The 23,153-nt window shown below is 60.7% G+C and carries 24 protein-coding genes; 12 read left to right on the top strand and 12 right to left on the bottom strand.

Features of this window, described 5'->3' with window-relative positions; translation table 11 throughout:
• Window positions 1-50: 50 nt before the first annotated feature.
• Together CWE16_RS09395 and CWE16_RS09400 are read left to right on the top strand one after the other, a co-directional pair.
• Window positions 51-824, top strand: a complete 774-nt coding sequence (locus tag CWE16_RS09395; protein WP_131594965.1) for a phosphoadenylyl-sulfate reductase — start codon at window positions 51-53, stop codon at window positions 822-824.
• Between the two features lie 2 nt (window positions 825-826).
• Window positions 827-1,549 carry a type III pantothenate kinase gene (locus CWE16_RS09400; protein ID WP_131594967.1) on the top strand — a complete coding sequence of 241 codons (723 nt, stop codon included), beginning with the start codon at window positions 827-829 and terminating at the stop codon, window positions 1,547-1,549.
• Here the strand turns inward: CWE16_RS09400 and bcp are convergent.
• The gene (gene bcp, locus CWE16_RS09405; protein ID WP_131594969.1) at window positions 1,536-2,003 is read right to left on the bottom strand and encodes a thioredoxin-dependent thiol peroxidase; all 468 of its coding nucleotides are present in this window, start codon (window positions 2,001-2,003) and stop codon (window positions 1,536-1,538) included. The two genes, CWE16_RS09400 and bcp, sit on opposite strands and share 14 nt — an antisense overlap.
• A gap of 164 nt (window positions 2,004-2,167) precedes the next feature.
• On the opposite strand from bcp, the gene CWE16_RS09410 reads away from it, so the two are divergent.
• The 3 genes from CWE16_RS09410 to CWE16_RS09420 all read left to right on the top strand — a co-directional run bounded on the left by CWE16_RS09410 (window position 2,168) and on the right by CWE16_RS09420 (window position 4,003).
• Entirely contained in the window at window positions 2,168-2,689 is a 522-nt protein-coding gene (locus CWE16_RS09410) for a 4'-phosphopantetheinyl transferase family protein (RefSeq protein ID WP_131594971.1), read from the top strand.
• A 22-nt stretch (window positions 2,690-2,711) separates the two neighbouring features.
• Window positions 2,712-3,233, top strand: coding sequence for a thymidylate synthase (locus tag CWE16_RS09415; RefSeq protein ID WP_236629672.1), 522 nt, complete (start codon window positions 2,712-2,714; stop codon window positions 3,231-3,233).
• Between the two features lie 140 nt (window positions 3,234-3,373).
• A complete protein-coding gene (locus tag CWE16_RS09420) occupies window positions 3,374-4,003 on the top strand; it encodes an alpha/beta hydrolase (protein WP_131594973.1) in 630 nt (209 codons plus the stop codon).
• A 64-nt stretch (window positions 4,004-4,067) separates the two neighbouring features.
• On the opposite strand, the gene CWE16_RS09425 is transcribed toward CWE16_RS09420, so the two are convergent.
• On the bottom strand, window positions 4,068-6,302 hold the full coding sequence (locus tag CWE16_RS09425; protein WP_131594975.1) for an AAA family ATPase: 2,235 nt from the start codon (window positions 6,300-6,302) through the stop codon (window positions 4,068-4,070).
• Window positions 6,303-6,436: 134 nt separating this feature from the next.
• Here CWE16_RS09425 and CWE16_RS09430 point away from each other — a divergent pair, with 134 nt between their 5' ends.
• Genes CWE16_RS09430 through CWE16_RS09440 form a run of 3 tightly spaced genes read left to right on the top strand, consistent with a single transcriptional unit; the run spans window position 6,437 to window position 11,240 of the window.
• Window positions 6,437-7,528, top strand: a complete 1,092-nt coding sequence (locus CWE16_RS09430) for an efflux RND transporter periplasmic adaptor subunit (protein WP_131594977.1) — start codon at window positions 6,437-6,439, stop codon at window positions 7,526-7,528.
• A gap of 8 nt (window positions 7,529-7,536) precedes the next feature.
• A complete protein-coding gene (locus tag CWE16_RS09435; protein ID WP_131594979.1) occupies window positions 7,537-10,956 on the top strand; it encodes an efflux RND transporter permease subunit in 3,420 nt (1,139 codons plus the stop codon).
• The gene (locus tag CWE16_RS09440) at window positions 10,953-11,240 is read left to right on the top strand and encodes a hypothetical protein (RefSeq protein WP_131594981.1); all 288 of its coding nucleotides are present in this window, start codon (window positions 10,953-10,955) and stop codon (window positions 11,238-11,240) included. Before CWE16_RS09435 ends, CWE16_RS09440 begins: the two co-directional genes overlap by 4 nt.
• 38 nt (window positions 11,241-11,278) lie before the next feature.
• Here CWE16_RS09440 and CWE16_RS09445 read toward each other — a convergent pair whose 3' ends face one another.
• Window positions 11,279-12,937 (bottom strand): alpha-D-glucose phosphate-specific phosphoglucomutase, encoded by a 1,659-nt coding sequence (locus CWE16_RS09445; protein WP_131594983.1) that lies wholly within the window; start codon window positions 12,935-12,937, stop codon window positions 11,279-11,281.
• 69 nt (window positions 12,938-13,006) lie between these two features.
• Between CWE16_RS09445 and CWE16_RS09450 the strand changes: the two genes are divergently transcribed.
• A complete protein-coding gene (locus tag CWE16_RS09450; RefSeq protein ID WP_236629673.1) occupies window positions 13,007-13,300 on the top strand; it encodes a hypothetical protein in 294 nt (97 codons plus the stop codon).
• Here the strand turns inward: CWE16_RS09450 and CWE16_RS09455 are convergent.
• The 9 genes from CWE16_RS09455 to CWE16_RS09495 all read right to left on the bottom strand — a co-directional run bounded on the left by CWE16_RS09455 (window position 13,281) and on the right by CWE16_RS09495 (window position 20,271).
• Complete coding sequence (locus CWE16_RS09455; RefSeq protein WP_131594985.1) at window positions 13,281-13,688, bottom strand: hypothetical protein; 408 nt, start codon at window positions 13,686-13,688, stop codon at window positions 13,281-13,283. The two genes, CWE16_RS09450 and CWE16_RS09455, sit on opposite strands and share 20 nt — an antisense overlap.
• Window positions 13,685-15,127: a phospholipase D-like domain-containing protein gene (locus CWE16_RS09460; RefSeq protein WP_131594987.1), complete on the bottom strand. Its 1,443-nt coding sequence runs from the start codon at window positions 15,125-15,127 to the stop codon at window positions 13,685-13,687. The genes CWE16_RS09455 and CWE16_RS09460 overlap by 4 nt, the downstream gene beginning before the upstream one ends.
• Before the next feature lie 46 nt (window positions 15,128-15,173).
• Window positions 15,174-15,359, bottom strand: coding sequence for a hypothetical protein (locus tag CWE16_RS09465; protein ID WP_131456639.1), 186 nt, complete (start codon window positions 15,357-15,359; stop codon window positions 15,174-15,176).
• Window positions 15,360-15,369: 10 nt separating this feature from the next.
• Complete coding sequence (locus CWE16_RS09470; protein WP_131594989.1) at window positions 15,370-16,437, bottom strand: DUF4912 domain-containing protein; 1,068 nt, start codon at window positions 16,435-16,437, stop codon at window positions 15,370-15,372.
• A gap of 182 nt (window positions 16,438-16,619) precedes the next feature.
• A complete protein-coding gene (locus CWE16_RS09475; protein ID WP_131594991.1) occupies window positions 16,620-17,381 on the bottom strand; it encodes a phycobilisome rod-core linker polypeptide in 762 nt (253 codons plus the stop codon).
• A 104-nt stretch (window positions 17,382-17,485) separates the two neighbouring features.
• Complete coding sequence (locus tag CWE16_RS09480; RefSeq protein WP_131594993.1) at window positions 17,486-18,091, bottom strand: phycobiliprotein lyase; 606 nt, start codon at window positions 18,089-18,091, stop codon at window positions 17,486-17,488.
• Between the two features lie 31 nt (window positions 18,092-18,122).
• Window positions 18,123-18,497, bottom strand: coding sequence for a hypothetical protein (locus CWE16_RS09485; protein WP_131594995.1), 375 nt, complete (start codon window positions 18,495-18,497; stop codon window positions 18,123-18,125).
• Entirely contained in the window at window positions 18,490-19,131 is a 642-nt protein-coding gene (sufR, locus tag CWE16_RS09490) for an iron-sulfur cluster biosynthesis transcriptional regulator SufR (protein WP_131456649.1), read from the bottom strand. Before sufR ends, CWE16_RS09485 begins: the two co-directional genes overlap by 8 nt.
• A gap of 66 nt (window positions 19,132-19,197) precedes the next feature.
• Complete coding sequence (locus tag CWE16_RS09495) at window positions 19,198-20,271, bottom strand: class I fructose-bisphosphate aldolase (protein ID WP_131594997.1); 1,074 nt, start codon at window positions 20,269-20,271, stop codon at window positions 19,198-19,200.
• A gap of 234 nt (window positions 20,272-20,505) precedes the next feature.
• Between CWE16_RS09495 and CWE16_RS09500 the strand changes: the two genes are divergently transcribed.
• Genes CWE16_RS09500 through sufC form a run of 3 tightly spaced genes read left to right on the top strand, consistent with a single transcriptional unit; the run spans window position 20,506 to window position 23,151 of the window.
• Window positions 20,506-20,865: a ferredoxin-thioredoxin reductase catalytic domain-containing protein gene (locus tag CWE16_RS09500; RefSeq protein WP_007101519.1), complete on the top strand. Its 360-nt coding sequence runs from the start codon at window positions 20,506-20,508 to the stop codon at window positions 20,863-20,865.
• 5 nt (window positions 20,866-20,870) lie between these two features.
• Window positions 20,871-22,310 carry a Fe-S cluster assembly protein SufB gene (gene sufB / locus CWE16_RS09505; RefSeq protein ID WP_131594999.1) on the top strand — a complete coding sequence of 480 codons (1,440 nt, stop codon included), beginning with the start codon at window positions 20,871-20,873 and terminating at the stop codon, window positions 22,308-22,310.
• Between the two features lie 52 nt (window positions 22,311-22,362).
• Complete coding sequence (gene sufC / locus CWE16_RS09510; RefSeq protein ID WP_131595297.1) at window positions 22,363-23,151, top strand: Fe-S cluster assembly ATPase SufC; 789 nt, start codon at window positions 22,363-22,365, stop codon at window positions 23,149-23,151.
• Window positions 23,152-23,153: the final 2 nt, after the last annotated feature.

The following is a 23,153-nucleotide window of genomic DNA, read 5'->3' on the forward strand; positions in this document are numbered from 1 at the left end:
CCTGAACCATAGGCAGGGCCGGGGTGCCGGCGGCATTGGAGGATGGAGACATGAATCAAGGCGAGCTTGCAGCGGATGGGTCGGCAGCCAGGGTGGCGGTGATGTCAGGTGATCAGTTCCTGCAGGACGCACGCATCCGGCTTGACGCGCTTGAGCCTCAGGCACGCCTGTGCTGGGGCATCGAGCATTACGGGCCAGGCTTTGCGCTCACCACCAGCTTTGGAATTCAGTCAGCGGTGCTTCTGCACATGCTCAGTCGCTGTCCTGGTGGCGATTCAGTGCCTGTGATCTGGGTCGACACCGGATATCTGCCCCAGGAGACCTACCGCTATGCCGACGCTCTAACCCGTCGCTTTGATCTGCAGTTGCATGTGGCCCAGAGCGAGCTCTCCGCCGCCCGCATGGAAGCTCTCCATGGCCAGCTCTGGAGCACCGGTCGTGTCGAAGACATGGAGTTGTACTTGCGGTTGCGCAAGGTGGAGCCTCTTGAGCGGGCCATGGAGTCGCTCAACGTGCAGTGCTGGGCCAGTGGGGTGCGACGAGGTCAGACCGACCATCGCGGCACCATGACCCTCCTCGATCCGATCCGGGGGCGGCTCTCCCTTCGCCCGCTTCTCCAGTGGACACCCAGGGACGTCTATTACTACATGCAGGAGCATGACCTGCCTCAACACCCACTGTTTGAGAAGGGCTATTCCACAGTTGGTGACTGGCATTCGAGTGCACCGGATGGAGCGGAGCAATCCGGACGTGAGACCCGTTTCGGTGGACTCAAACAGGAGTGCGGCATCCATCTGCCGGGCGTGATGGGTGATGGCATCTAGCCATGCCGGATGACTTCCGCGCTCTGCTGATCGGCAACAGCCGCTGGCACTGGGCGGAGCAACGGTGTGATGGCTGGAGTTTCGATCACACTCCTCCCGACTCCCTGCGATTGCAGCAGCGTCCTCCCCATCTCTGGGCTGCTGTCGGAGCCGTTCCTCCCGATGCCACCCTCCAGCTCTTCAGGCAGGTGCAACTGCGTGATGTGCCTCTGAGGGAGGCACCACCTTGGCTTGGGGTCGATCGAGCCCTGGCCGGGTGGCGGGCCTGGCAGCAGGTGCGCGATGTCGGTCGTGGCGTCCTGGTGGTTGATGCAGGCACCGTGTTGAGCCTCACGCGGGTCACCCCTGCCGGGGAATTTGCAGGTGGCCAGCTGGCAGCCGGAATGGCGTTGCAGTTGCGAGCGATGGCGGCTGGTGCTGAGGCCCTCCCTTTGCCAGCAGAACCCCTGCCTACCGCGGAGCACTCCCTTGCGTTTGAATCGCAGAACTTGTTCCCTCGCGAGACGGCTGCCGCGATGCGCTGCGGGGTTCGTCAGGCCCTGCTGGGTCTGATCGTGGAGGCCCAGCGCATCAGCGATTCACCCCTCTGGCTCTGCGGCGGTGATGCCCAAGAGCTGCTCCCCCGATTGCTCGCCAGGGGGGTGCCTGTGCATCACGCTCCGAACCTGGTGCTGGAAGGCTTGCTTCAGCTCCGCAATGAGCACGACCCGCTCAGGCCAGATTGAGATCGCTCAAAATCTGATCTGCCATCTCATCGGCTTTCACCTTGCGGTAAATCAACTCGAGTTTGCCCTCAGGATCGATCACGAATGTGTGGCGCATCATTCCCATGAATTCGCGCCCCATGAATTTCTTGAGGCCGTAGCTCTCGAAAGACTCCGCCACAGGACAGGGCTCCTCATCCGTCAGCAGGCTGAAGGGCAACTCCTGTTTGGCGATGAAGCGTTGGTGGGATGCAGCATTGTCCTTGCTGATGCCGAGCACTGTGATGTCGTGCTGTTCGAAGGCTGCGAATCGGTCACGGAAGTTGCAGGCTTCCTTGGTGCAGCCAGGGGTCGCATCCTTGGGATAGAAGTAGATCACCACCCGGCGTCCTTTTAATGAGGACAACTGCACCATGTCACCGTTTTGGTTGGGGAGTGTGAAATCCGGTGCAGCATCACCGATCTGAAGGGCCATGGGGCGGTGAACAGACGTTGGGGCGCAGCGTACCTGTCCTCTGGTTGATTCCCCTGCAGCATCAGCGACCTTCCGATCCAGACCTGGTTAGCGCTCGCGAATGGCGTTGGGCTGAGCCGCTCCCGCAGCGCCGTCGATCGGAGTTTCTGCGCTCTCGGGCGTGGATGAGACAGCTCCTTGGTGAGCTCATGGACGTTGAGCCCTTGGCTATTCCCCTGGATGCTCCACCAGCAGCTCCGCCAACCTTGGCGCCAGGCTGGGGGTGCGTCAGTCTCAGCCACTGTCCCGATGCTTTGCTCGTGGGCTGGGGGCCCAGGAAGCTCGGTGTTGATCTGGAGCGACTCGATCGGATGCTGCCCGCAGAGGCTCTGGCCCGTCGTTTTTTTCCGCCGGAGGAGCGCGTGCAGCTTCGGGGGCTAGAGCCTTTGGCTCTGCGCCAGGCCGTGCTTGACCGTTGGGTGATCAAGGAGGCGGCAATCAAGTGGCAGCGAGGTGCCCTGGCTAAGGATCTGCCTCAATGGTGCTGTCGCGAGGACCTGCGCACGGTGGTCCATTGCGGGGAGGGGCAGGAGCTGGCCGTCCAGGGTTGGCGCCATGGTTCCTGGACCCTGGCCATGGTTCAGGATGCCTTGGAAGGGGAGGGGTGTGACGCTTCCAGACAGGTCTCCATGCTCTGCCTAGCGTGAATGCACTTGCATGGTTAGGCCCGTGGCCTCCCCCTCCCTGAGAGGTCTCCCCACCCTGTTGGCTGCCGTCTGCCTGGCGGTTTTGGGTCTTGATGGCATGCGTCGTTCTCCCTTGCAGGGGCTGGTGGAACTTTTGCCGCCCGCCTTGGCTGATGGGTCAGGTGGTGTGAGCCAGGTGCTGGAGGATCGAGAGAGTGCTCTGCAGCGACGCCGTGATGCGGAGGTTCTGCTGGCTCAGTTCGTCCGTGGGCAGATGACTCGCCATTACTGGGGGCATTTCGCCGCTTCGCTGGAGGACCTGGGTCTGCAGACCGGTGAGCATCTTCAGGCCCGGGTGGAGCGCGGTGATAATTACAGCCGTCTCTGGCTGATGCCGAGGCGGGGAGGTGAGGCTTTCCTGGCCGATGTTCGCCTCAGAGGAGACCGGCTCGAGCGGCGCCTATGTCGAGGTGATGCTTCCTCTGCAGCGCAAGGCCCATCGCTGGGCTGCCCTGCAGGCTGGAACGAATTCGCCGCCGAGGAGATATCTAACGCCTGGAATTAAGAGACCCAATAGAATTTTGGTTCTCGGATTCTGATCCCGTGCGGGCGAACATGGGGCGCCAGAGGTGCTGTAACGCACCAGTGTGTTGGCATTTTTCTGTCTCGGGGCTAAAAGTGAATTGACGTCTTTTTTCGCCGTCCGTGTTCACCCGTCTCGCTGCCGGCCTTCTCGCTGGCGCTTCTCTCTCCACCCTGGCTGTCGCTGCTGAAGCCGGTACCAAGCAACCCGTTCGCTGGGTTTCCGGTGGCGCTGTTTGGACCACCAAGTCCAAGGCTTTCAAAACCTTCTTCAAGAAAGGTGAGATCACCGATCGCGCTCTCCAGGCCGGTATCAACAACTCCGGTTGGACTGCCGATGAGATCCGTGAAGGCATGACCAAGACCTACAAGGTCGACCTGATCGGCGTTTCCCGCTTCCTCTACTCCAAGGATGGCGTGAAGTTCCTCAAGGATCAAACCCGCAGCTACTTCCCCTACTGGAAGAAGCAGAAGACCGCTGTGGTCGCGCTGCGCTCCGCCATCATCGCTGCTTCCGCAAAGGGCAAGCTGTCTTCCGCCGGCATCATGAAGAATCTGCCTGTCGCCTTCCGTCTGAACGACAACGGCTCTTCCGACGGTGCTCAGAACGTGTGCAAGAGCGGCCTCAGCGGCGCTCAGGCCACCTCTCTGCTGTCCTGGTATGTGTTCCTGCCCGCATGCGTGCAGGCCAACCAGATCCTTCCTGCTGCTCCCGCTCCCCGCGCTGCTGCTCCCGTCCGCGGCCTCTGGTGATCGTGATGACAGATCCCTTCAGGGGATCCGTCAGATGCAAGCCCCGGCATTGTCGGGGCTTTTTTTATGGTCCGCTCGGTTTGAGGGCTGTCGGGCCAGGCCAGTGCCCAGTGAGGCGTTGATGGCGCAGGCGCTGGGACAAGGTGCCGCCAAGTCGCTGCTCCAGCAGGCGCCTCAGCAGCAGAAGATCCGTGGTCGGTTGGTCGCGGTTGGTCTCTAGGCGTTGCCGGTAGGGGCGTCCCTCCCCAAGCCAACGTTCGATCAGATGCGGATCAAGCGGAAGACCGAGGGTTTCGCTCCAGTGCTCATAGCCAAGCTGCCAACCGGTGCTTTCGAGGGTGGGGCGGAGCTGATCACCGCTCTCGACACAGTTCAGCCACGCCCGTTCCTGCGTGATCAGGCTTTGCAGAATCTGTTGATCGGATGCATTCAACTGATCAGCAGCACCGCTTTCCCCGCAGGCAGCAGCAGGGCCGAGCTCAGGCGCACTGATCAGGAGGTGCAACCGGCTGCCGGGATAGCAGTGGCTGGTAACTCTGTTCCAGAGTTTTAGGTCGCTGGCTGTCGCCAGATCCTCCTGGCTCAGCCGGCCGCCGATCACCTCAAAGCGATGCTCGTTCGCCAGGGTGTCCAGCTCAGCAACCCCGCTCAGCAGGGTGGGTCTGTGGAGCGGATCGAGCAGTTGCAGTTGGGCCTCGAGTCGGTCTTGGTCCTCGCGGGAGTGGCAGAGGATCGTGACACCTCCTTCGGCCACCGCTGCCAGTGGATCGAGGGCCCAAAGCACTGAGCGGCCCCCAAGCAGCAGCACCCGGTCCGTGCGCTTCCAAGGCAGATCAGCCCAGAGGCGTTTCCTCAGCTCTTGCAAGCGCTCGCCGTCTTGGGCCAGTTGGCGCTGCAGCCAGCGTTCCATCTGGGGACGTTCAGGCCCACTGCTCACCAGCAGGGGATGGTCATCAACCGCTTCGGCCGCGGCGGCCAGTTGGGCGGCACGTCGCTCGAGCATCCGTTCTCGCCTCTGGCCCTCCCATCCCTGGTGGCCTGGCGTCCAGAAGGCCTCACCCTGCAGGGCTGAGGGCAGATATTGCTGGGCCACCCAGTGTTCACGGAAGGCATGGGGGTAGCGATAGCCCTGGCCATCGCCGAAGGCATCGCCATCCCTATTGGCGTCACGCAGATGGCTGGGGACCTCCTGCTTTTGGGCGCTGCGCACGCTCTTGATCGCTTCGAAGATGCCGATCGTGCTGTTGCTTTTGTCGGTGCAGGCCAGATAAAGGGCGGCCTGGGCCAGTGGGTAGAGCCCTTCCGGCAGGCCTATGCGTTCAAAGGCTGCCGCGCAAGCCTCCACCACCACGACCGCCTGGGGGTCGGCCAGACCGACATCTTCCCCGGCAGCAATCAGCATGCGCCGGAAAATGAAGCGGGGATTCTCTCCCGCTTCGATCATCCGTGCCAGCCAGAACAGGGCGGCATCGGCATCTGAACCTCGCAGCGACTTGATGAAGGCGCTGATCGTGTCGAAGTGGGCGTCCCCTTGCTTGTCGTAAAGCACGGCCCGCTGTTGGATTGACTCCTCGGCGATTGTCAGATCAATGCGCACCGTGCCGTCGTCGTCAACTGGGGTGCTCTCCACCGCCAGCTCCAATGCATTGAGCAGGCTGCGGGCATCGCCCGCCGCTACATCCACCAGGTGGCTCGCTGCCTCCTGGCTGATCGTTACCGAGCGTTTGCCATAGCCATGCTCTGGATCGGTCAGGGCACGTTCCAGCAGTCGTTCCAGGTCAGAGGGCTCCAGGGCCTGAAGCCGGAACAAGCGCGAGCGGCTCACCAGGGCCTTGTTCACCTCGAAATAGGGGTTCTCGGTGGTGGCGCCAATCAGGGTGAGGGTCCCGTTTTCCACCCAGGGCAGCAGGGCATCCTGCTGGGCACTGTTGAAGCGGTGGACCTCATCGATGAACAGGATCGTCCTCAGGCCGTGGCGTTCGAGTCGCTCGCGTGCCGCATCGACTTCAGTGCGCAGGTCCTTCACTCCCGCCAAGACAGCATTCAGTGAGCTGAAGTGGGCGCGGGTGTGATTGGCGATGATCCGCGCCAGGGTGGTCTTGCCGACTCCAGGTGGGCCATGCAGCAGGAGGTTGCCGACCCGGTCTGCAGCGATCGCGCGACGCAGCAGCCGCCCTTCCGCAAGGATCGCTCCCTGCCCGACGAATTCATCGAGGCTGCGTGGCCTGAGCCGATCAGCCAATGGCGCCAGGCGCTGGCGCGTTTGTTCGCCGTGATGTGTGAACAGATCGGCCACCATCACACCTGTCCCTGTCCCGTGATTCTGGCCTTTTTCGGATCAACGACCCATCTGAAAGCCTGCATAATCAGGCCGTATCGGTTCAGCCTGTGATTCCTTTCCGTCGACTGGCGCCCCCGGTGGCCTTGGGGTTCATGCTTGCTGCCTGCGGCAAGCCAGCCCCCCAGCGTCCGCCGGTGTCGGTTCAGTTGGCGCCGGTGCAGGAAGCGCGCTTTACCGACGACATCGACACAGTCAGCACTCTGGAAGCCTCCAACCTCGTGCAGTTGGCGGCTCAGGCTTCGGGCCGCATCCTTGCGCTGAAGATCACCCAAGGTGACACGGTCAAACCCGGCCAACTCCTGGTCGTTCTTGATCAGGCTCAGATCCGGGCGGAGCTCGCCAATCTGAAGGCCCAGGCCCAGAAGGACAAGCTCAACTGGGAGCGCTTCGAGTTTCTGGTGCCTCAGGGGGCGGCTTCAGCCCTCCAGCGGGATGAATACAAGGCCCAATACGTCGCCTCCAGGGAGGCGGTGATTGCCAAGGAAGCTGACCTTTCTTACAGCAATCTGCGCTCGCCGATGGCTGGATCGGTCGCTGATGTGCTCGTGAAGGTGGGTGATGTGATCCGCCAGGGGGAAGTGTTCACCAGCCTTGTGCAGAACAACACCCTTGAGGCTCGTGTGGAGGTTCCCGCCGTCTTCGGTGATCGCTTGGCCCTTGGGCAACCCGTGCTTCTGAGTGCTCCGGGGAGCGGCAAGGTCATCGCCACCGGCAAGATCGATTCGATTGATCCCCAGGTCACTCCGGGGACCCAGGCGCTGCTAGCGATTGCAGTGTTCCCCAATGAGGATGGCCAGCTGCGCAATGGTCAACGTCTGCGAACCCGCGTGCAGCTCCAGGCGAAGCAACAGCTTTCGGTGCCCTTTGCTGCGGTGACCCAGAGCTCCGGTCAGAGTTTTGTTTATCGGGTGGGAACCTTCTCGGATCTCAAGGCCAATCCTGGTAAGGCCGATCTCGCCAGGATCAGCAAAGGCATCGAGATGGGCAAGTTGCCGGCGAATACTCAGTTCGCTCTGCAGACCCCTGTCACGGTTGGAGAACTGCAGAACAACCGTTATCCGATCAGCCGGGGTCTGAGCCTCAATCAGAAGGTCATCACGACCAATCTGCTCAATCTCAAGCACGGTATGCCCGTCAAGGTTGGTGCTGCCAAGTCACCCCAATCTCCGGCCTCTAAGAACTGATCTGAAGTATGTCTGCGTCGAATAACTTCATCACGCGACCGGTTCTGAGTACGGTTTGTAGTCTCTTAATCGTGATCGTTGGTCTGATTGCGATTCCGATTCTTCCGATCGAGAATCTTCCGGATATTGCGCCTCCCACGGTGAAGGTTTCAGCCACCTATGTGGGTGCCGATGCCGTTTCAGTGGAGCAGGGGGTCACCACCGTTCTCGAACAGCAGATTAACGGTGTGGAGGAGATGGATTTCATTACTTCCAACAGTTCTTCTGATGGCATCAGTTCCATTTCTGTTTCATTCAACAGCGGCACCGACGGCAATATCAATCAGGTGAATGTGCAAAACAGGGTTGCACTTGCTGAGCCCCAGTTGCCTGAAGAGGTTCGAAAGGCCGGCGTGACCGTTAACAAGGCTTCGAATTCAATTCTTCTCGTTTATAATTTTGTCAATGCAGACCCTCAGAAAACCGAATATAGTGTTGAAACAATCAGTGGTTATCTCGATAAGAATCTCACTGACAATATCAAGCGAGTTCCTGGTGTTGGTGAGGTCACCTATTTCGGTAATCGCAAGATCGCTTTCCGGCTCTGGCTTGATCCCGACAGGCTTGCCGCCAATGGGCTGACATCCTCAGATGTTGTCAGGCAGCTTCAAAGTCAGAACAGGCTTGTGCCCGCCGGCAAGGTTGGTGGTGCTCCGGCGCCGAAGGGTCAGGAGTTCACCTTCACTGTGCAGCTTCAGGGGCGTCTAACAACTGAACGTGAATTTGAAAACATCGTGCTGAAGACCACCGATGACGGTGGCCTCGTGAAGCTGAGGGATGTGGGCCGCGTCAGCCTTGGTGGAGAGACCTATGGCATCGATGCAATGGATCTCAAGGGCACTCCCTCGGTTGGTGTCGCCGTTTATCAACTCTCTGGCAGCAATGCGATTGAGGTCTCCAATGGCGTGAAGGACGTGATTGCCGCCTTTGAAGAGTCCCTCCCTGTGGGTATGGAGACGCAGAAGATCTATGACACCACTGACTTCATCAATCAATCGATCAAAGGTGTAACCAACTCGCTGCGGGATGCGGTGATTCTGGTGGTCTTAATCCTCTTCCTGTTCCTGCAGAACTGGAAGGCCACTCTGGTGCCCGCGATCGCCATCCCTGTGGCTCTGATCGGCACCTTTGCTTTGGTGCTGGCTTTCGGCTTCTCGCTCAACCAGCTCACCCTCTTTGGTCTGGTGCTGGCCACCGGCCTTGTGGTGGACGATGCGATCACAGTGGTGGAGGACACTTCGGCCAAGAAGGCTGAAGGTCTCTCCGCTGTCCAGGCCGCAATCGCGACCATGGATGAACTGTTTGGCGCTGTGATCGCCACGTCACTGGTGAAGATGGCGGTGTTTCTGCCGGTGCTCTTTTTCCCCGGTGCTACTGGCACGATCTACAAGCAGTTTGCGGCCACGATTCTCTTTTCGATTGCTATTTCCACGTTCAACGCGCTGACCTTCTCGCCGATGCTTTCGGCCCTGTTGCTCTCTCGCGAAACCAAGGAGTTAAGTCGTCAGAACTATGCCGTCGCCGGCGTTGCCCTTGGATTTGTCTATGGGCTTCTCAGTGCCGGCAATGGAGCGGCGATGGTGCTTGTTCCAACGGTCGTTGGTGCTCTGGTTGGCTTCGTTGCCATGAAAATCACCGGCCTGCCCCTGCGTCTCCCAACGGCCATCGGCGGAGCAGTGGTCGGACTCGTGGTGGTGGGGGTGACCGATTGGATTCCCGTCTTGTTCTGGCCTCTGATCGGTGTGGTGGTGGGCTGGTTCGTGCCGTTGATCTTCAGCCAGTTCAATCGTTTTTATGCTGGATTTGAACGCCGTTATTCCGATCTCCTCGAGAAGGTTCTCCAGGCGCGTCCTCTGGTGATGGCGGCTCTGGCCGCGGGAATTCTGCTCACTGGATTTGCTTTCACGCGGATCCCCGGAGGCTTTGTTCCGATCGAAGACCAGGGCTACGCCATCGGTTTTGTACAGGCTCCTGACGGGGTTTCTAATGAGACAACGCTGGCGATCAATCGCGAGGTTGCCGCGGTTCTGCGCACGGAAGAGGACATTGCCTCAGCGGCCTTGTTCAGTGGGGCCAGTCTGGATGGAAACGCTCCGAATAAAGGTTTGTTCTTTTTTGGCACCAAGCATTGGGATGATCGTCCCGGTGATGAGCACAGCGTCGCTGCCATCGTTGAACGCCTCAACAAGAAGCTGCTCATGGCTGTGGACGGTGCCAGGGTGTTTGTGGTGGAGCCTCCTTCGATTCCGGGCTATGGGGCCGGCGGAGGCTTCGAATTCCAGTTGCTTGATCAGAGCAGCGGTGCCTATGCCCTCAATGAATTCTTTGGAGCTGCTGGAAGGATCATCCAGGCTGCCAACGCCAACCCGATCCTGAATCGCGTTTACACGCTGTTTTCCCCCGAGTCTCCTCAGATCGAGATCAAGGTCGATCGTGAAAAGCTTGCGTCACTCGGTGTGGATTTCGGCTCCGCTATGCAGACGTTCAGTGTCAATTTTGGTGGGGCCTATGTCAATGACACCTTCCAGGAGGGACGCGTTCGTCGGGTGTATGTGCAGTCCGAGGCTGCAAATCGCGCCACTCCCGAACAGCTGAAGTCGATCTACGTGAGCAACAGTCAGGGAGAGCAGATCCCTCTGTCTGAGTTCTTTACGGTCAAGCCGACGAGTGGTCCGAGTGTGATCCCTCACTTCAATCTTTATCGCTCGATCAAGATCGAGGGCACGCCGGCCGAAGGTAAGAGCTCCGGTCAGGCGATCACAGCGATGAAGACAATTTTCACCGAGCAGAATGCCCAGGGCCTCGGTTTCGATTGGACCGGCATCTCCAGGGAGGAGGTGAAAGCAGGCGCATTGGCGGTGGTGATCTTCGCCCTTGGCATCCTCGCTGTGTTTCTTGTGCTGTCGGCCCAATACGAGAGCTATACCGACCCCATCATTATTTTGCTCACCGTTCCCACCGCCTTGCTCGGTGCTCTCGTCTTTCTCGGTGCTGCCGGGCAAGTGCTCAATATCTATGCCCAGGTGGGCCTCGTGATGCTGATCGGTCTTGCCGGCGGAAACGCGATTCTGATCGTGGACCTTGCGAATCAGCAGATGAGCGAGGGGGCCTCGGCTATGGATGCTGCGCGTTTTGCCGCCAAATCCAGACTCAGGCCGATTCTGATGACAGCGATTTCTTCGCTGACGGGCTTCCTTCCCCTCATGCTGGCCAGTGGAGCTGGTGCTCAGAGCCAATCGTCCCTTGGTCTTGTCGTGTTCGGAGGATTGCTCGTGGCCACGTTCCTCTCGACCCTGGTGGTGCCCGTGTTTTATGTGGTGATGAAGTCGCTTATTGGTGAGGCTGACGGTAAGCAGCAGCCGCCTGCTCAGATCCAGGGCGGATCATGAAACGCCAGGAAGTCGATCCCAACCCACCCTTTAGCGGTGCCCGTGTGCTGGTGGCCATCGCCATTGGTTGTGCCATCGGCGCTTTGATTGCCTATTTCATGAAGGTGTTGATCGACAACACCCCTGTGCAGGTCGACATCACTCGACTACGGCTCTTCTATTTGATGATCGTTCTCTGCGGAGGCCTGGGTGGGTTTGCGATTGAAACGACCCGACAGCTTCAGCAAGAGGCCACCGATCCGCTCTATCGCCATGGGCGAAAGAGCCGCAATCGGCGCCGTTAGTCGTTTAGGTGATCAGGCTGTTTAGGTGATCAGGCTGTTTAGGTGATCACTGTTGGTCGATCCATGCCAGTGCGCTGCTGAATCTCTGCAAGGGCATTGATGCTGTTGATCATCTCGGCCAGGGCTACCTGGGGATCCTGTTGTAGATCGCCGCTGCTGGGCACATAGCTTTCCAGATAGACCCGGATGGTGGCGCCTTTCGTACCAGTGCCGGAGAGGCGCACGACGACGCGGCTGCCGTCCTCCAGAAGGATGCGCAGGCCCTGCCCTCCGGTGACCGAACCATCGATTGGATCGGTGTAGCTGAAGTTGTCAGCGACGCTGATGCTCCGGCCGGCGAAGGATTGACCTGCCAGGTTGGGCAGGATGTCCTCGAGGCGGTCATAGAGACCGTGAGCGGCCTCGCTTGCCACGGCTTCGTAGTCATGGCGGGAGTAGTAGTGACGCCCGAAACGTCCCCAGTGGCTGGCCATGATCTCGGCCACGCTGCAACGACGTTCCGCCAGGATCTGCAGCCAGAAGAGCACCGCCCAGAGTCCGTCCTTCTCGCGCACATGATTGCTGCCGGTGCCGAAACTTTCCTCGCCGCAGAGGGTGATCCGCCCGGCATCCAGCAGATTGCCGAAGAACTTCCAGCCTGTTGGGGTTTCGTAGCAGTCGATTCCTAGCTCCCTGGCCACCACATCCACGGCGGAACTGGTGGGCATCGAACGGGCGACCCCGGCCAGGCCGGCCGCATAGGCGGGAGCCACGCTTGCATTGGCTGTGAGCACTGCCAGGCTGTCGCTGGGGTTCACGAAGCAGCGCTGGCCGAGGATCATGTTGCGATCGCCGTCTCCATCACAGGCTGCACCAAAGCGATAGGCGTCGCCTTTGAGCAGGAGATCGGCTAAGTCGTGGGCGTAGGTGAGATTTGGGTCGGGATGTCCGCCCCCGAAATCCTCGAGTGGAATCCCATTGCGCACGCTCCCAGCTGGGGCTCCGAGCAAGCCTTCGAGTAAACGCTGTGCGTAAGGCCCAGTGACGGCGTGCATCGCGTCAAAGGCCAGGGGGAAATCGCTGCGGATCAGAGCACCGATGCGATCGAAGTCAAAGAGCTGCTGCATCAGCTCAACGAAATCGTCGACGCCATCGATCACCTCCACGTTCATGGCGCCGATCGAGTGCTTCCCAGGCGCATCCAGAGGGATCGCTGGGGCATCAACCAGTGAATACTGCTCGAGGGTTTTGCTGCATTCGAACACCGCGTCGGTGAAGGAGGCGGGGGTGGGACCACCGTTCGCGCCATTCACCTTGACTCCGAAGTCACCATCTGGGCCGCCTGGGTTGTGGCTGGCCGACAGGATGATGCCGCCGATGGCCTGGCGCTTGCGGATCAGGTTGGAAGCGGCCGGTGTCGAAAGAATTCCCCCGGTGGTGAGGATCACCCGACTCAGGCCATGGGCGGCCCCCATGCGCAGGATCACATCGATGGCCCGGCGATTGCCGTAACGGCCGTCGCCCCCCACAACAAGCGTTCCCCCCTGGACGCCTGGCAGGGTGCGCAACACTGCTTCGATGAAGCTTTCCAGATAGTGAGGCTGCTCAAACTGCTGGCTGCTCTTGCGCAGGCCAGAGGTTCCGGGCTTTTGGTCGCTGAAGGGGGTCTCGAGGCGCACCTGGCGCTGGGTTGGTTCCGCGGGGGCCGAGGTGGTCATCGGAGGGACGGCGTCTCTATGCGGAACGTAAACACGATCCCGGCCCTGAAGAGTGTTGAGGGCAACCAGTTGTCGCAGCTACCTTTCAACAACCAGCCGATGGAGCTGCTTGCCGGGAGAGCCATGAAGATTGATCACCCCAATGCGGAGCCTCTCAGTGAGGAGCAGTTGCTGGTGCTGAAAGCGTTCAGGGAGCGTCTTGATTCGATGGTCTCAAGTCACGGGCTCACCCCGGAGAACGTGCAGGAGATGGTGCGCGAACTGAAGGCGCATCCGCTGATCAGCGTTCAGATGATGCAGGAGATTCGTGAGGAGGTGGGCCGGTTGCTGCCGGGCCAGCGCTTCACGTTTGACTGGGAGTGAGGCTGCCAGGCTTCGGCCCCGTGGGCTTGGGTTTCACTGGATCGGCGCAGACGACGGTGAGGCGGCGGGCCGGCTTGTCGATGCTGTCGCGGCGTTGAAAGCCGTTGCTTGCCGCTGGTTTCGCTGTTTGGAGTAGATCCCAGATCGCGTCTTTGCAGGCGGCGGGAAGGCGCGGATGATCCATCAGAGGATCAGCCAAACTGCGGGTGCGATCACAGAGCTCTGCGCTGTTTTCCCTGGAGCAGTCGTAGGCGAGCAACTGGATGGCCCTGAACTCCTCCTTGGTGGGGAAGGGCACATAAGTGGTTCCTGCCCAACCCAGTTGGGGGGTCACCAAGGCCATTCCCAGCAGCAGGGAAAGGGTGCGTCGGGGAGTGATCGTGATCATGGCGCCATTGTGCCCCGCATTGCCCCACTCCCGCACCTTTGTCGCTGACGTTCGAGCTTGCGGCGCATGCGTTCGGTGATGCCCAGTTCTGCTCCTCGCCACATCCGATCGATCTCTCGGGTGAAATGGGCTGCCAGTTCGGGTGAGTGAATCACCAGCAACGTTTCATCGTTCTGATGGGCAGCCGACGGTGACCAGTTGAAGCTGCCCGTGATCACAGTGCGGTTGTCGATGACAGCGAACTTGTGGTGCAGCTTGTCGCCGCGGGCGAGGCGAGGGGTGCCGACTCCCTGCAGTGCTGTCTCAAACGGCCGGTTTCCTGCTTCCAATTTGCAGAACCGATCGGGCAGGGACACGCCCAAGAGATCCAGAACCTCGGAAAATGAGCGGCTGGCAAAGCCTGGATCCGCCAGCAGTCGCACCTCAACCGCCTGCTCCACTCGCTCCCGCAGCACATCCGCCGGTCCCTGCGCGGAGAACACGAACAGGGCCATATCGATGCTCCGCTGTGCTGTTGCCAGTTGATCCCCGATCAGCCGCAGGCCGTGGTTGGGATCCGATTTTGAATGCGGCGTAAACAGCACATCGATCCGGGTGTCGCCCACCTGCACCGTCTCCACAACACCGCTGTCTTTGCCGCGCCCAAAGCGGCTGTCCTGGCGACCACCGGGCCCATCGCCCCACATCCGGGCGAATTCGGTCGCAAAGACTGCCGCCAGCTCAGGACTCTCGATTGTTAGGAGGTGATTCACGTTGCCGCGGCTGCTTGCAGCACCCGCATCCCCGTGCATCCCAGAGCTGGTGAAGTTGGCACTGCCGGTTACCACCAGGCGCCGGTCGATCACCACAAACTTGTGGTGCATCAGGCCGCTTCCTTTGCTGCCATCTTCGGTGTCATCGATCAAGGGCACACCGGCCCGCTGGAGTAGCGCTACGGCATCGCCATCGAGGCGCTCCGAATCGCTCAGCAGACCATCGCCGTTGCGATCGGCCAAGGCCTGCAGTTGTTCGAGTCGCTGACGGCCATGGGGTGGCAGGTCGGCTAAGTGCTGCTCGCTCCATGGCGTGCTGTAGGTGTTTTCGAGCACCACCTGCACCACCACCCCACGGTCGCGGGCCTGCAACAGAGCGGTGGCGATCGCCGGCAGAGAGATCTCCTGCACGGCCACGAGGATCTCCTCCTGGGCCGCTGCGATGGCCTTGATCACCAGCTGCTCCAGGTTGTCACCGTTGCGCCACTGACCTGTCAGCGGGCTGCGGTAGCGGTTGCCGTCCCGATGGTTGAAGGCCACTTGGATGGCTTCCGGCAGTGGCGGTTCCGCTGGTGCCTGGCCGAGCAATTGACCCGGTTGACTGCAGCTGGCCGAGACCAGAGCTAACCAGGTGATCACCAGGCCCCTGATCCAGCCTTGGCATCGATCTCTCCCCAGGGATCCCATGACGAAACAACTTCCCAGAAGGGAGGATTCCCCCGCCGGGATCGCTTCAGTGGGGCATCTCGGAGGTGCGCAGCATTGTGACGAACCAGAGGCTGCTCAGGGCAAGCGCCACCCCGACGCCCGCGCCGATGCCAACGCGGGCCATGGTCAAAGGAACAACAATTGGAAAGACCATCGCCCCCGCCAGGGGAGTGATGGCCACGAACCAGCGCAGGGCTGGGGTTGATTTCATCCCCACAGGATCAGAACCACTCAGCTTTGGCTTCGCTGGCTGGATTGCTGTTGTCTTCAGGGGTGACGCGCTCGAAGTTGAGGGTGATATTGCGCTTCTGCTCACCATCGGCAGCGGTCGCCTCGATCGCATACACCTGCTCCCCATCGCGGAACGGAACCTGGATCCTGAAGGTGCCGTCGCTGGAGAGGGGCACATCCTCGCCGCCGATGGTGAGGCGAGCGGAGGGATCGGTGGCGCCGTAGACGATCAGCTCAGCGTCGGCCACAAGCCAGAAGGACCGTTGGCGGGGGGTAACGCCACCCAGGCCGGATTCGTTGCGTCCGCTGGCCCAGAGGCCCGCGCCGGAATCATTGAGTCCGAAACGGGCGGCACCCATGGAATCCTGCTCATGCAGAACTTCGGAGCCCACGCGACGGCTGCGGAAGTGGGTCGTGGCGCTCTGGTAAAGCCTTTCGTGCAGCCCGCTGTCGCTGGTTTCGATGTTGGTTGCAGGGGCAGGTGCAACAGGGGAGGCATCCAGGCTGAAGGGCACGAACTGGTCGAGGATCTGATCACTGGGGTGCAGGGCGGGAACCCGGGCCACCGAGGAGAACGCCAGGGAGATCCAATTGCTGCCGCAGCGATAACCGAGCTCCACGCGGTAGTCGCGATCGCAGAGGGGCACCGGCAAGTACCACTCGGTGCTGTGGCTATCGACGGGCACTTCTTGGAGGGTGTGGGGGTGAGAGGTTCCGTCTTGAATGCCGGTCACGTCAGCAAGACGCAGGCTCAGATGGCCAGCGCCGTCGGCCTGAGCGCGCTTGCGATCCCGATCCGCGATCTCCCAGAAGACGTAGGCCCACTGGGGATCGCGAGGTAGGAAAACCACCCGTGTGTTCGCTTCTGGGCGCGAGGGGGCATTCAGTTCGGCTTCGATCGCTCTAAGGTCGCCGCCGCGGCGCTCTTGTTTCTCGGCGATTGCACTGACGAGATCTTCTTTGCTCTTCCGGCTGTAGAGGGTCACTCCAAGATCGCTGGCCATCTGGCGCAGTTGACGCAGCGTTAGGCGGGCGAGAGAGGAGAGAGCTTGCGTCACGGAGAGAATCTCCAGGTTTCTTTGGGATCAGTTTGCGGCAAAGAACCCGATCTTGATCGCTCAAATCGCCTGCCGTCAGGATCCTCTGACTGCATTGGCAGCCGAATGCGTCCAGAGAACAAGCAAAAAAAAAGCGGAGGTCTTAACCCCCGCTTTGGTTCTGGTTTGCTCAGGTTTGCTGATCAGCGACCGACACTGCGGTAAGGAACCTTGGCCATGTAGTCGATGCCCGCAGAGGATGCAGCAGCGGAGCTGGAGCGCATGGCAGGCAGGGAGCGCACCCAGGTCATGTAGTCCTCGGGGTAGCCGCCACGACGCTGGGCAGCGCGAGCAGGCAGCGAGCGGGCCGTGCCTGTAAAAACAATCTGGGGGAACCCAAGGATGCCGCGGTAGTAGGCGTCGTAGCGCGGTGAGGTGATGTTGAAGGGGGTTTCACCGATGTCACGGGAACCAACCACCCGGTTGCGGTGATAAGGAACGGTGTCGTAACCGAAGGCTTCCATGTATTCCTCACCGTTGAGGATGTCGTCCACCATGCCGCGCACGCCGCGGGTCATCAGCACTGCTGACCAGGCAATCTCTTCGGATTTGCCGTGGGTTGTGCGCCCGAGCAGCTTTTCCACAAGGTGGCGGGCCACCTTGTAGTTGCTGTTGAGGTTGTAGAAGCTGCGGTTGAAGGTGTCCGACAGGCAGAGGGAGCGGATGAAATCACGCACGGTGATTTGTCCGGTGCGCAGCTGGGACTCCAGGGTGCGATCCCGATCCACCTTGAAGGCATGGAAGAAGATCTGGCGGTAGGCAGCCTCGATCACGAAGTTCTGGTCTTCACGATCCATGGCTTTATCCATGGACGCGGCTTTGGGATCTTCGTCCGAACCCACCCGGTAGGCCTCCACTCGGGAGTTCTGAGTGGTGGGCGCGTACTTCAGAAGGGGAAGGGCCACGCGAGCAACTGCATCCGTCGATGGCGATCGTAGAAGTACGGCTCTGGCACGCTCTGCCTCGAGCCCTCAGCAATCACAGTCCGTAATAGTCGCGGCTGATGGCTTCACCAGCCCAGAGGCGAGAGCGCCGCTTTCTGAGGGCTCCTGCTCGAGCCGGTTCCGCTTGCCGCATCACCCCCCTCCGGCAGGCGAAGTTCCAGGCAGAAGGAGGCATTGTTTGACAGGCCTTCCACCGTGCTGGAGCGGATGCGCACATCTGGGCCCGCGAAGCTGAATCGCTCCCACACCGCCATGGTCTCGTATTCGGTGGTGAGCATGAGGCCATCCTGTTCATCCATGGAGAAGCGGGAGGCGGCTGGCGCTTTCTCCGCATAACCGAGGTCCCGCAGCAGCAGCCCGGATCGACCGTTCGCCCCCTCGGGGATTAGGCCGATCACGCTTTCGCCGTCATGGGCAGCACCCTCTTGATCCCAGGCCATCGAAGCGCTCCAACGCACCTGACTCCCCCCCACAAGGCGGTCGGGATCGTGGCCCTGCTCGGCTGCCATCGCCCGAAGACGGGGGTCGTGGGCATCCAAATCCTCGACAACGATGAGGGAGCCCCCTGCTTCCGCCCGTCGATGCAGGAGGTGGTGGACGCTCCTTTGGGATCGCCAGCGTCCGTTGCTCAGGCGGAAGAAGCTGAGGGCATCAGGAATGGCAAGGGTCATGCGGGCCTCGCTGACAGGCGTGCAGGGCTGCTCAGGATGATCGCAGCCGATGGGTGTTCACGGCGTCCTCGATCAGATGATCGAGGGTCAGGCCCAGCGGGGTGATCTGCTGATTTGCCGCCAGGGATTCGAGCTGCCTTCCAGCGCTCTGGAACTGTTGGAGAAGCAGGCGGGCAAAGGGAGCGTCGTCTTGCAGTTGGGGATGTTGCTGGCACCAGCTCCGCTGTTCTGCAGCGGAGGGCAGAGGGCCTTGGTCGAGGCCATCGGCCATGTCCCGAAAACAGGCGAGGCAGTGAGCCATCAGGCGCAGGTGATGGCGCTCTTGGCTCGGTAGCAGGGTGGCGTCGATGCGCGCGATCACCTCCAGGCTGAGGGGGCTGCCCTCTGGAGTTGGCGCCTCAGGCATGGTCGGGAGTAATCCGGAAGCCGCAGGAATGCCCTTTCTCGAGCCGCCAGTGCACACGCTCCACCTGGCAATCGGGGAAGGTGTGACGGATGAGCTGCAGCTCCTGATCACAAACGACTGGATATTCCTCTGCGATCCGCTGCACCGAACAGTGGAATTCGCTTAGGCACCAGCCGTGGCCGTCGGGATCCGGCTCCAGTTCCGTGACGTACCCCTCCTGACGTCGCAGTTCGGCGAGGGTGGCGATGCGCTCCCTCAGGGGGCCGGATCCCACTCTCTGGCGGTAGCGGCTCGCTTTTTCAAGGGCCTGCTGGCTCAGGAGAGACGCCATGGCTTCCGGTGACAGGGTGGCCGCCATGGAATTGAGCAGACCGAGGGCAAAGCTCTCACTGCCATCCGGGAAATGCTGATGCCCCAAGGCGGTCAGTCGCCAGATGTTGGAGGGGCGGCCAGGACCTGCGGTCATTGGCTTGGATTCCACCAGGCCGTCGTCCTCCAGGCTGCGCAGGTGGCGGCGCATCGCCTGAACGGAAATGCCGAGCTGACCAGCCAGATCCGCTGCACTCACCTCACCCTGCCGCAACAGCAGGGTGAGGGTGGTCTCGCGGGTGGGAGCCTGAGCGTGTGCGCCCATGGGTCAGTCGTGATGTTCACACGATGCCACGCAATCCGTTCAGGTGGCGTCTGACCAGCGCCGGGATTAGGCGATGGTGACCTCGGGGCTGAGGTACACGTCCTGAACGGCCTGGATGAGGTCGACCCCCTCCTGCCTGGGTTTCTGGAAAGCTTTTCGGCCCATGATCAGGCCACTGCCCCCGGCGCGCTTGTTGATGACCGCCGTGCGGATGGCTTCATGCAGATCGTCGCTGCCCGAGGCGCCACCGCTATTGATCAGTCCGATGCGACCGGCGTAGCAGTTGAGCACTTGGTAGCGGCAGAGATCGACGGGGTTGTCGCTGGCCAGCTCGCTGTAGATCCGATCGTCCGTCATGCCGAAGGCGTGACCCAGCGCCTTCGCCACGGCTGGATAGCCCCCGTTGTTGGCCGGGAGTTTCTGCTTGATGATGTCGGCCCCGATGGTGACGCCCAGATGCACCGCCTGGCCGGTCAGGTCGGCCGACAGGTGGTAATCGGCCTCAGGCTGCTTGAAGATCGGATTGCGCAGGTAGCACCAGAGCACGGTGGCTAAGCCCCGGTCATGGGCATGCTCAAAGAGTGCTGCGATCTGTTGCAGCTCACGGTTGCAGTCATCGCTGCCGAAATAGATGGTCGCGCCCACTGCCACGGCGCCCATGTCCCACGCTTGATCAACGGAGGCGAACAGGATCTGTTCGTGCACATTCGGTGCCGTGAGCAGCTGGTTGTGGTTCACCTTGACCATGAAGGGAATGCGGTGAGCCCACTTCCTGGCCACTGAGCCGAGCACACCCAGAGTTGAGCAAACCGCGTTGCAGCCAGCTTCCACAGCCAGTTCCACGATCGCTTCGCTGTCGAAGTAATCGGGATTAGGGGCAAAGGAGTGGGCCGCTGAGTGTTCGATGCCCTGATCGACGGGGAGGATTGATAAGTAACCGGTGTTGGCGAGGCGGCCGCTGCCGTAGAGCTGCTGCAGGCTGCGCATCACCTGCGGATTGCGGTCGGTGAGGGCGAAACGGTCGACCACTGCGGGGCCTGGTAGGTGCAGGCGTTCTCTGCTGACGCGCGGAGTGCCCTGCAGCAGGAGCTCGGCCTCGGAGCCGAGCCACTCCGCAGCGGACCGGTTAGCGATAGCCATGGGGGGGGGAAGTCTTGGTCGTTCAAGCCGAAAACTAGAAACGGGCTTCGCTTCCGTCAGTGCGCAGGCGACATCCCTCGCCGGCAGCAGGTGAGAATGGCCGCACCCGTCGGTCGACGGACCTGTGCCCTAGGCTTCAAAAACGAAACAACGGAGTTTCGTATTTGCCTGCCGGCAGGTCAGCTCATCCGTTGTCCGGCGCCAACCTGCCTTCTGCATTTCCGCCTCCGCCCCATGACCGATCCGTCCGCTGGCAACCCGGAGCCCACGGCCGAGAGCCTCGAGGTGATCCGCAAGTTCGCTGAGACCTATGCCCAGCGCACCGGCACCTATTTCTGCAGTGACCCTGGGGTCACGGCCGTGGTGCTCAAGGGACTCGCCCGTCACAAGGACGAACTCGGAGGAGCCCTTTGCCCTTGCCGTCACTACGAAGACAAGGAGGCTGAGGTGTCCCAGGCCTTCTGGAACTGTCCGTGTGTTCCGATGCGTGAGCGCAAGGAGTGTCACTGCATGCTTTTCCTCACTGAGGACAATCCCTTCCGCGGCGATGCTCAAACCATCAGCACCGAGGAGATCCACGCGTCTGCGGGTTGATCGCCATGACCAGTGCCTCCACTCGTGATCTCGTCAGTCAGCCGTATAAATACGGCTTCGTTACCGACATTGAGACCGACAAGATCGCCAAGGGGCTGAGCGAGGATGTCGTTCGCCTGATCTCGGCCAAGAAAGAGGAGCCCGACTTTCTCCTGAACTTCAGGCTCAAGGCATTTCGGCACTGGTTGACCCTTGAAGAACCCGATTGGGCCGCTCTGGGTTATCCGTTGATCGACTACCAAGACATTGTTTATTACGCGGCTCCCAAACAGCAGGAGAAAAAGTCCAGCCTCGATGAGGTGGACCCCAAACTGCTGGAAACGTTTGACAAACTCGGAATTCCTCTGAGCGAGCAGAAGCGACTGAGCAATGTGGCTGTTGATGCAGTGTTTGACAGCGTCTCGATTGCCACCACCTACAAAGAAAAGCTTGCCGAGCACGGAGTCGTCTTCTGTTCCTTCAGTGAGGCTGTCAAGGAGCACCCTGAGCTCATCGAGCGTTATTTGGGAACGGTGGTTGCCAGCAATGACAACTATTTCGCGGCCCTCAATTCCGCTGTGTTTAGTGACGGCTCTTTTGTGTTCATTCCCAAGGGTGTGGAGTGTCCGATGGAGCTGTCCACTTATTTCCGCATCAACTCTGGCGACACGGGTCAGTTCGAGCGCACCTTGATCGTGGCCGAGGAAGGGGCTTCGGTGAGTTACCTAGAGGGTTGTACTGCTCCCATGTTTGACACCAATCAGCTGCATGCTGCAGTGGTGGAACTCGTGGCTCTTGATGATGCCTCGATCAAATACTCCACCGTGCAGAACTGGTATGCCGGTGATGAGAACGGTGTGGGCGGTATCTACAACTTCGTGACCAAGCGGGGACAGTGCCGAGGGGCTCGCAGCCGAATCAGCTGGACGCAGGTCGAGACCGGGTCTGCCATCACCTGGAAGTACCCCAGCTGCGTGCTTCAGGGAGCCGATTCAGTGGGTGAGTTCTACTCCGTGGCACTCACCAATAACCGCCAGCAGGCCGATACCGGCACCAAAATGGTGCATGTGGGCCCCCGCACCCGCTCCACGATTGTGAGCAAGGGCATCAGCGCTGGTTGCTCCAGCAATAGCTACCGAGGTCTGGTGCAGATGGGCCCTGGCGCCAAAGGGGCGCGCAATTACAGCCAGTGCGATTCGATGCTGATCGGCGATCAGGCTGCTGCGAACACCTATCCCTACATCCGCTCGCAACAGCCCCAGGCGGCGATCGAGCATGAAGCCAGCACCTGCCGCATTTCCGAAGACCAGCTGTTTTATCTCCAGAGCCGGGGCATTGGCTTCGAAGAAGCGGTGTCGATGATGGTGAGCGGATTCTGCCGCGATGTCTTCAATCAGCTGCCGATGGAGTTCGCAGCTGAGGCCGACAAACTGCTCGCCCTCAAGCTCGAGGGATCGGTGGGTTGATCCCTGCTTGTCCCGTCCAGATCTGTTCCCTGATCCCTTCCTTCTCCGTCCCGTGATCCGCCCCGACGCCGAGCTGCTTCTCGACATCTCCGATCTGCATGCCTCCGTGGAGGATCAGCCGATCCTTAAGGGGGTGAACCTGCAGGTGCGTGCTGGCGAAATCCATGCCGTGATGGGGCGGAACGGCAGCGGTAAAAGCACTCTGTCCAAGGTGTTGGCTGGTCACCCCGCTTATCGGGTCACTGGTGGTTCCGTGCGTTACCGAGGCCAGGACCTGTTTGAACTGGAGCCTGAGCAACGCGCTCGTCTTGGCGTGTTTCTCGGCTTTCAGTATCCAGTCGAGATTCCAGGGGTCAGCAATCTTGAGTTTCTGCGGGTGGCCACCAATGCTCGACGCGAAACCCAGGGGATGGAGGAACTCGACACCTTTGATTTCGAGGATCACGTTCGTGAGCGCCTCCAGGTGGTGCAAATGGATCCTGCCTTCCTTGAGCGCAGCGTGAATGAGGGCTTCTCAGGGGGTGAGAAGAAGCGCAATGAGATCCTGCAGATGGCCCTGCTGGAACCGGTCGTGGCCATTCTGGATGAGACAGATTCCGGTCTCGATATCGATGCCCTGCGCATCGTGGCCGGTGGTGTGAATCAGCTCGCGGGTCCGGAGAACGCCACACTGCTGATCACCCACTACCAGCGCCTCCTCGACGAAATCACGCCCGACTACGTCCATGTGATGGCCGCTGGGCGGATTTTGCGCACTGGTGGCTGTGAGCTGGCGTTGGAACTGGAGAAGACGGGATACGACTGGGTGGATCAGGAACTGGCTGCCCAGGAGGGGGTCTGAGG

It is taken from the genome of Synechococcus sp. BS55D (assembly GCF_004332415.1).
Taxonomy (GTDB): Bacteria; Cyanobacteriota; Cyanobacteriia; order PCC-6307; family Cyanobiaceae; genus Synechococcus_C.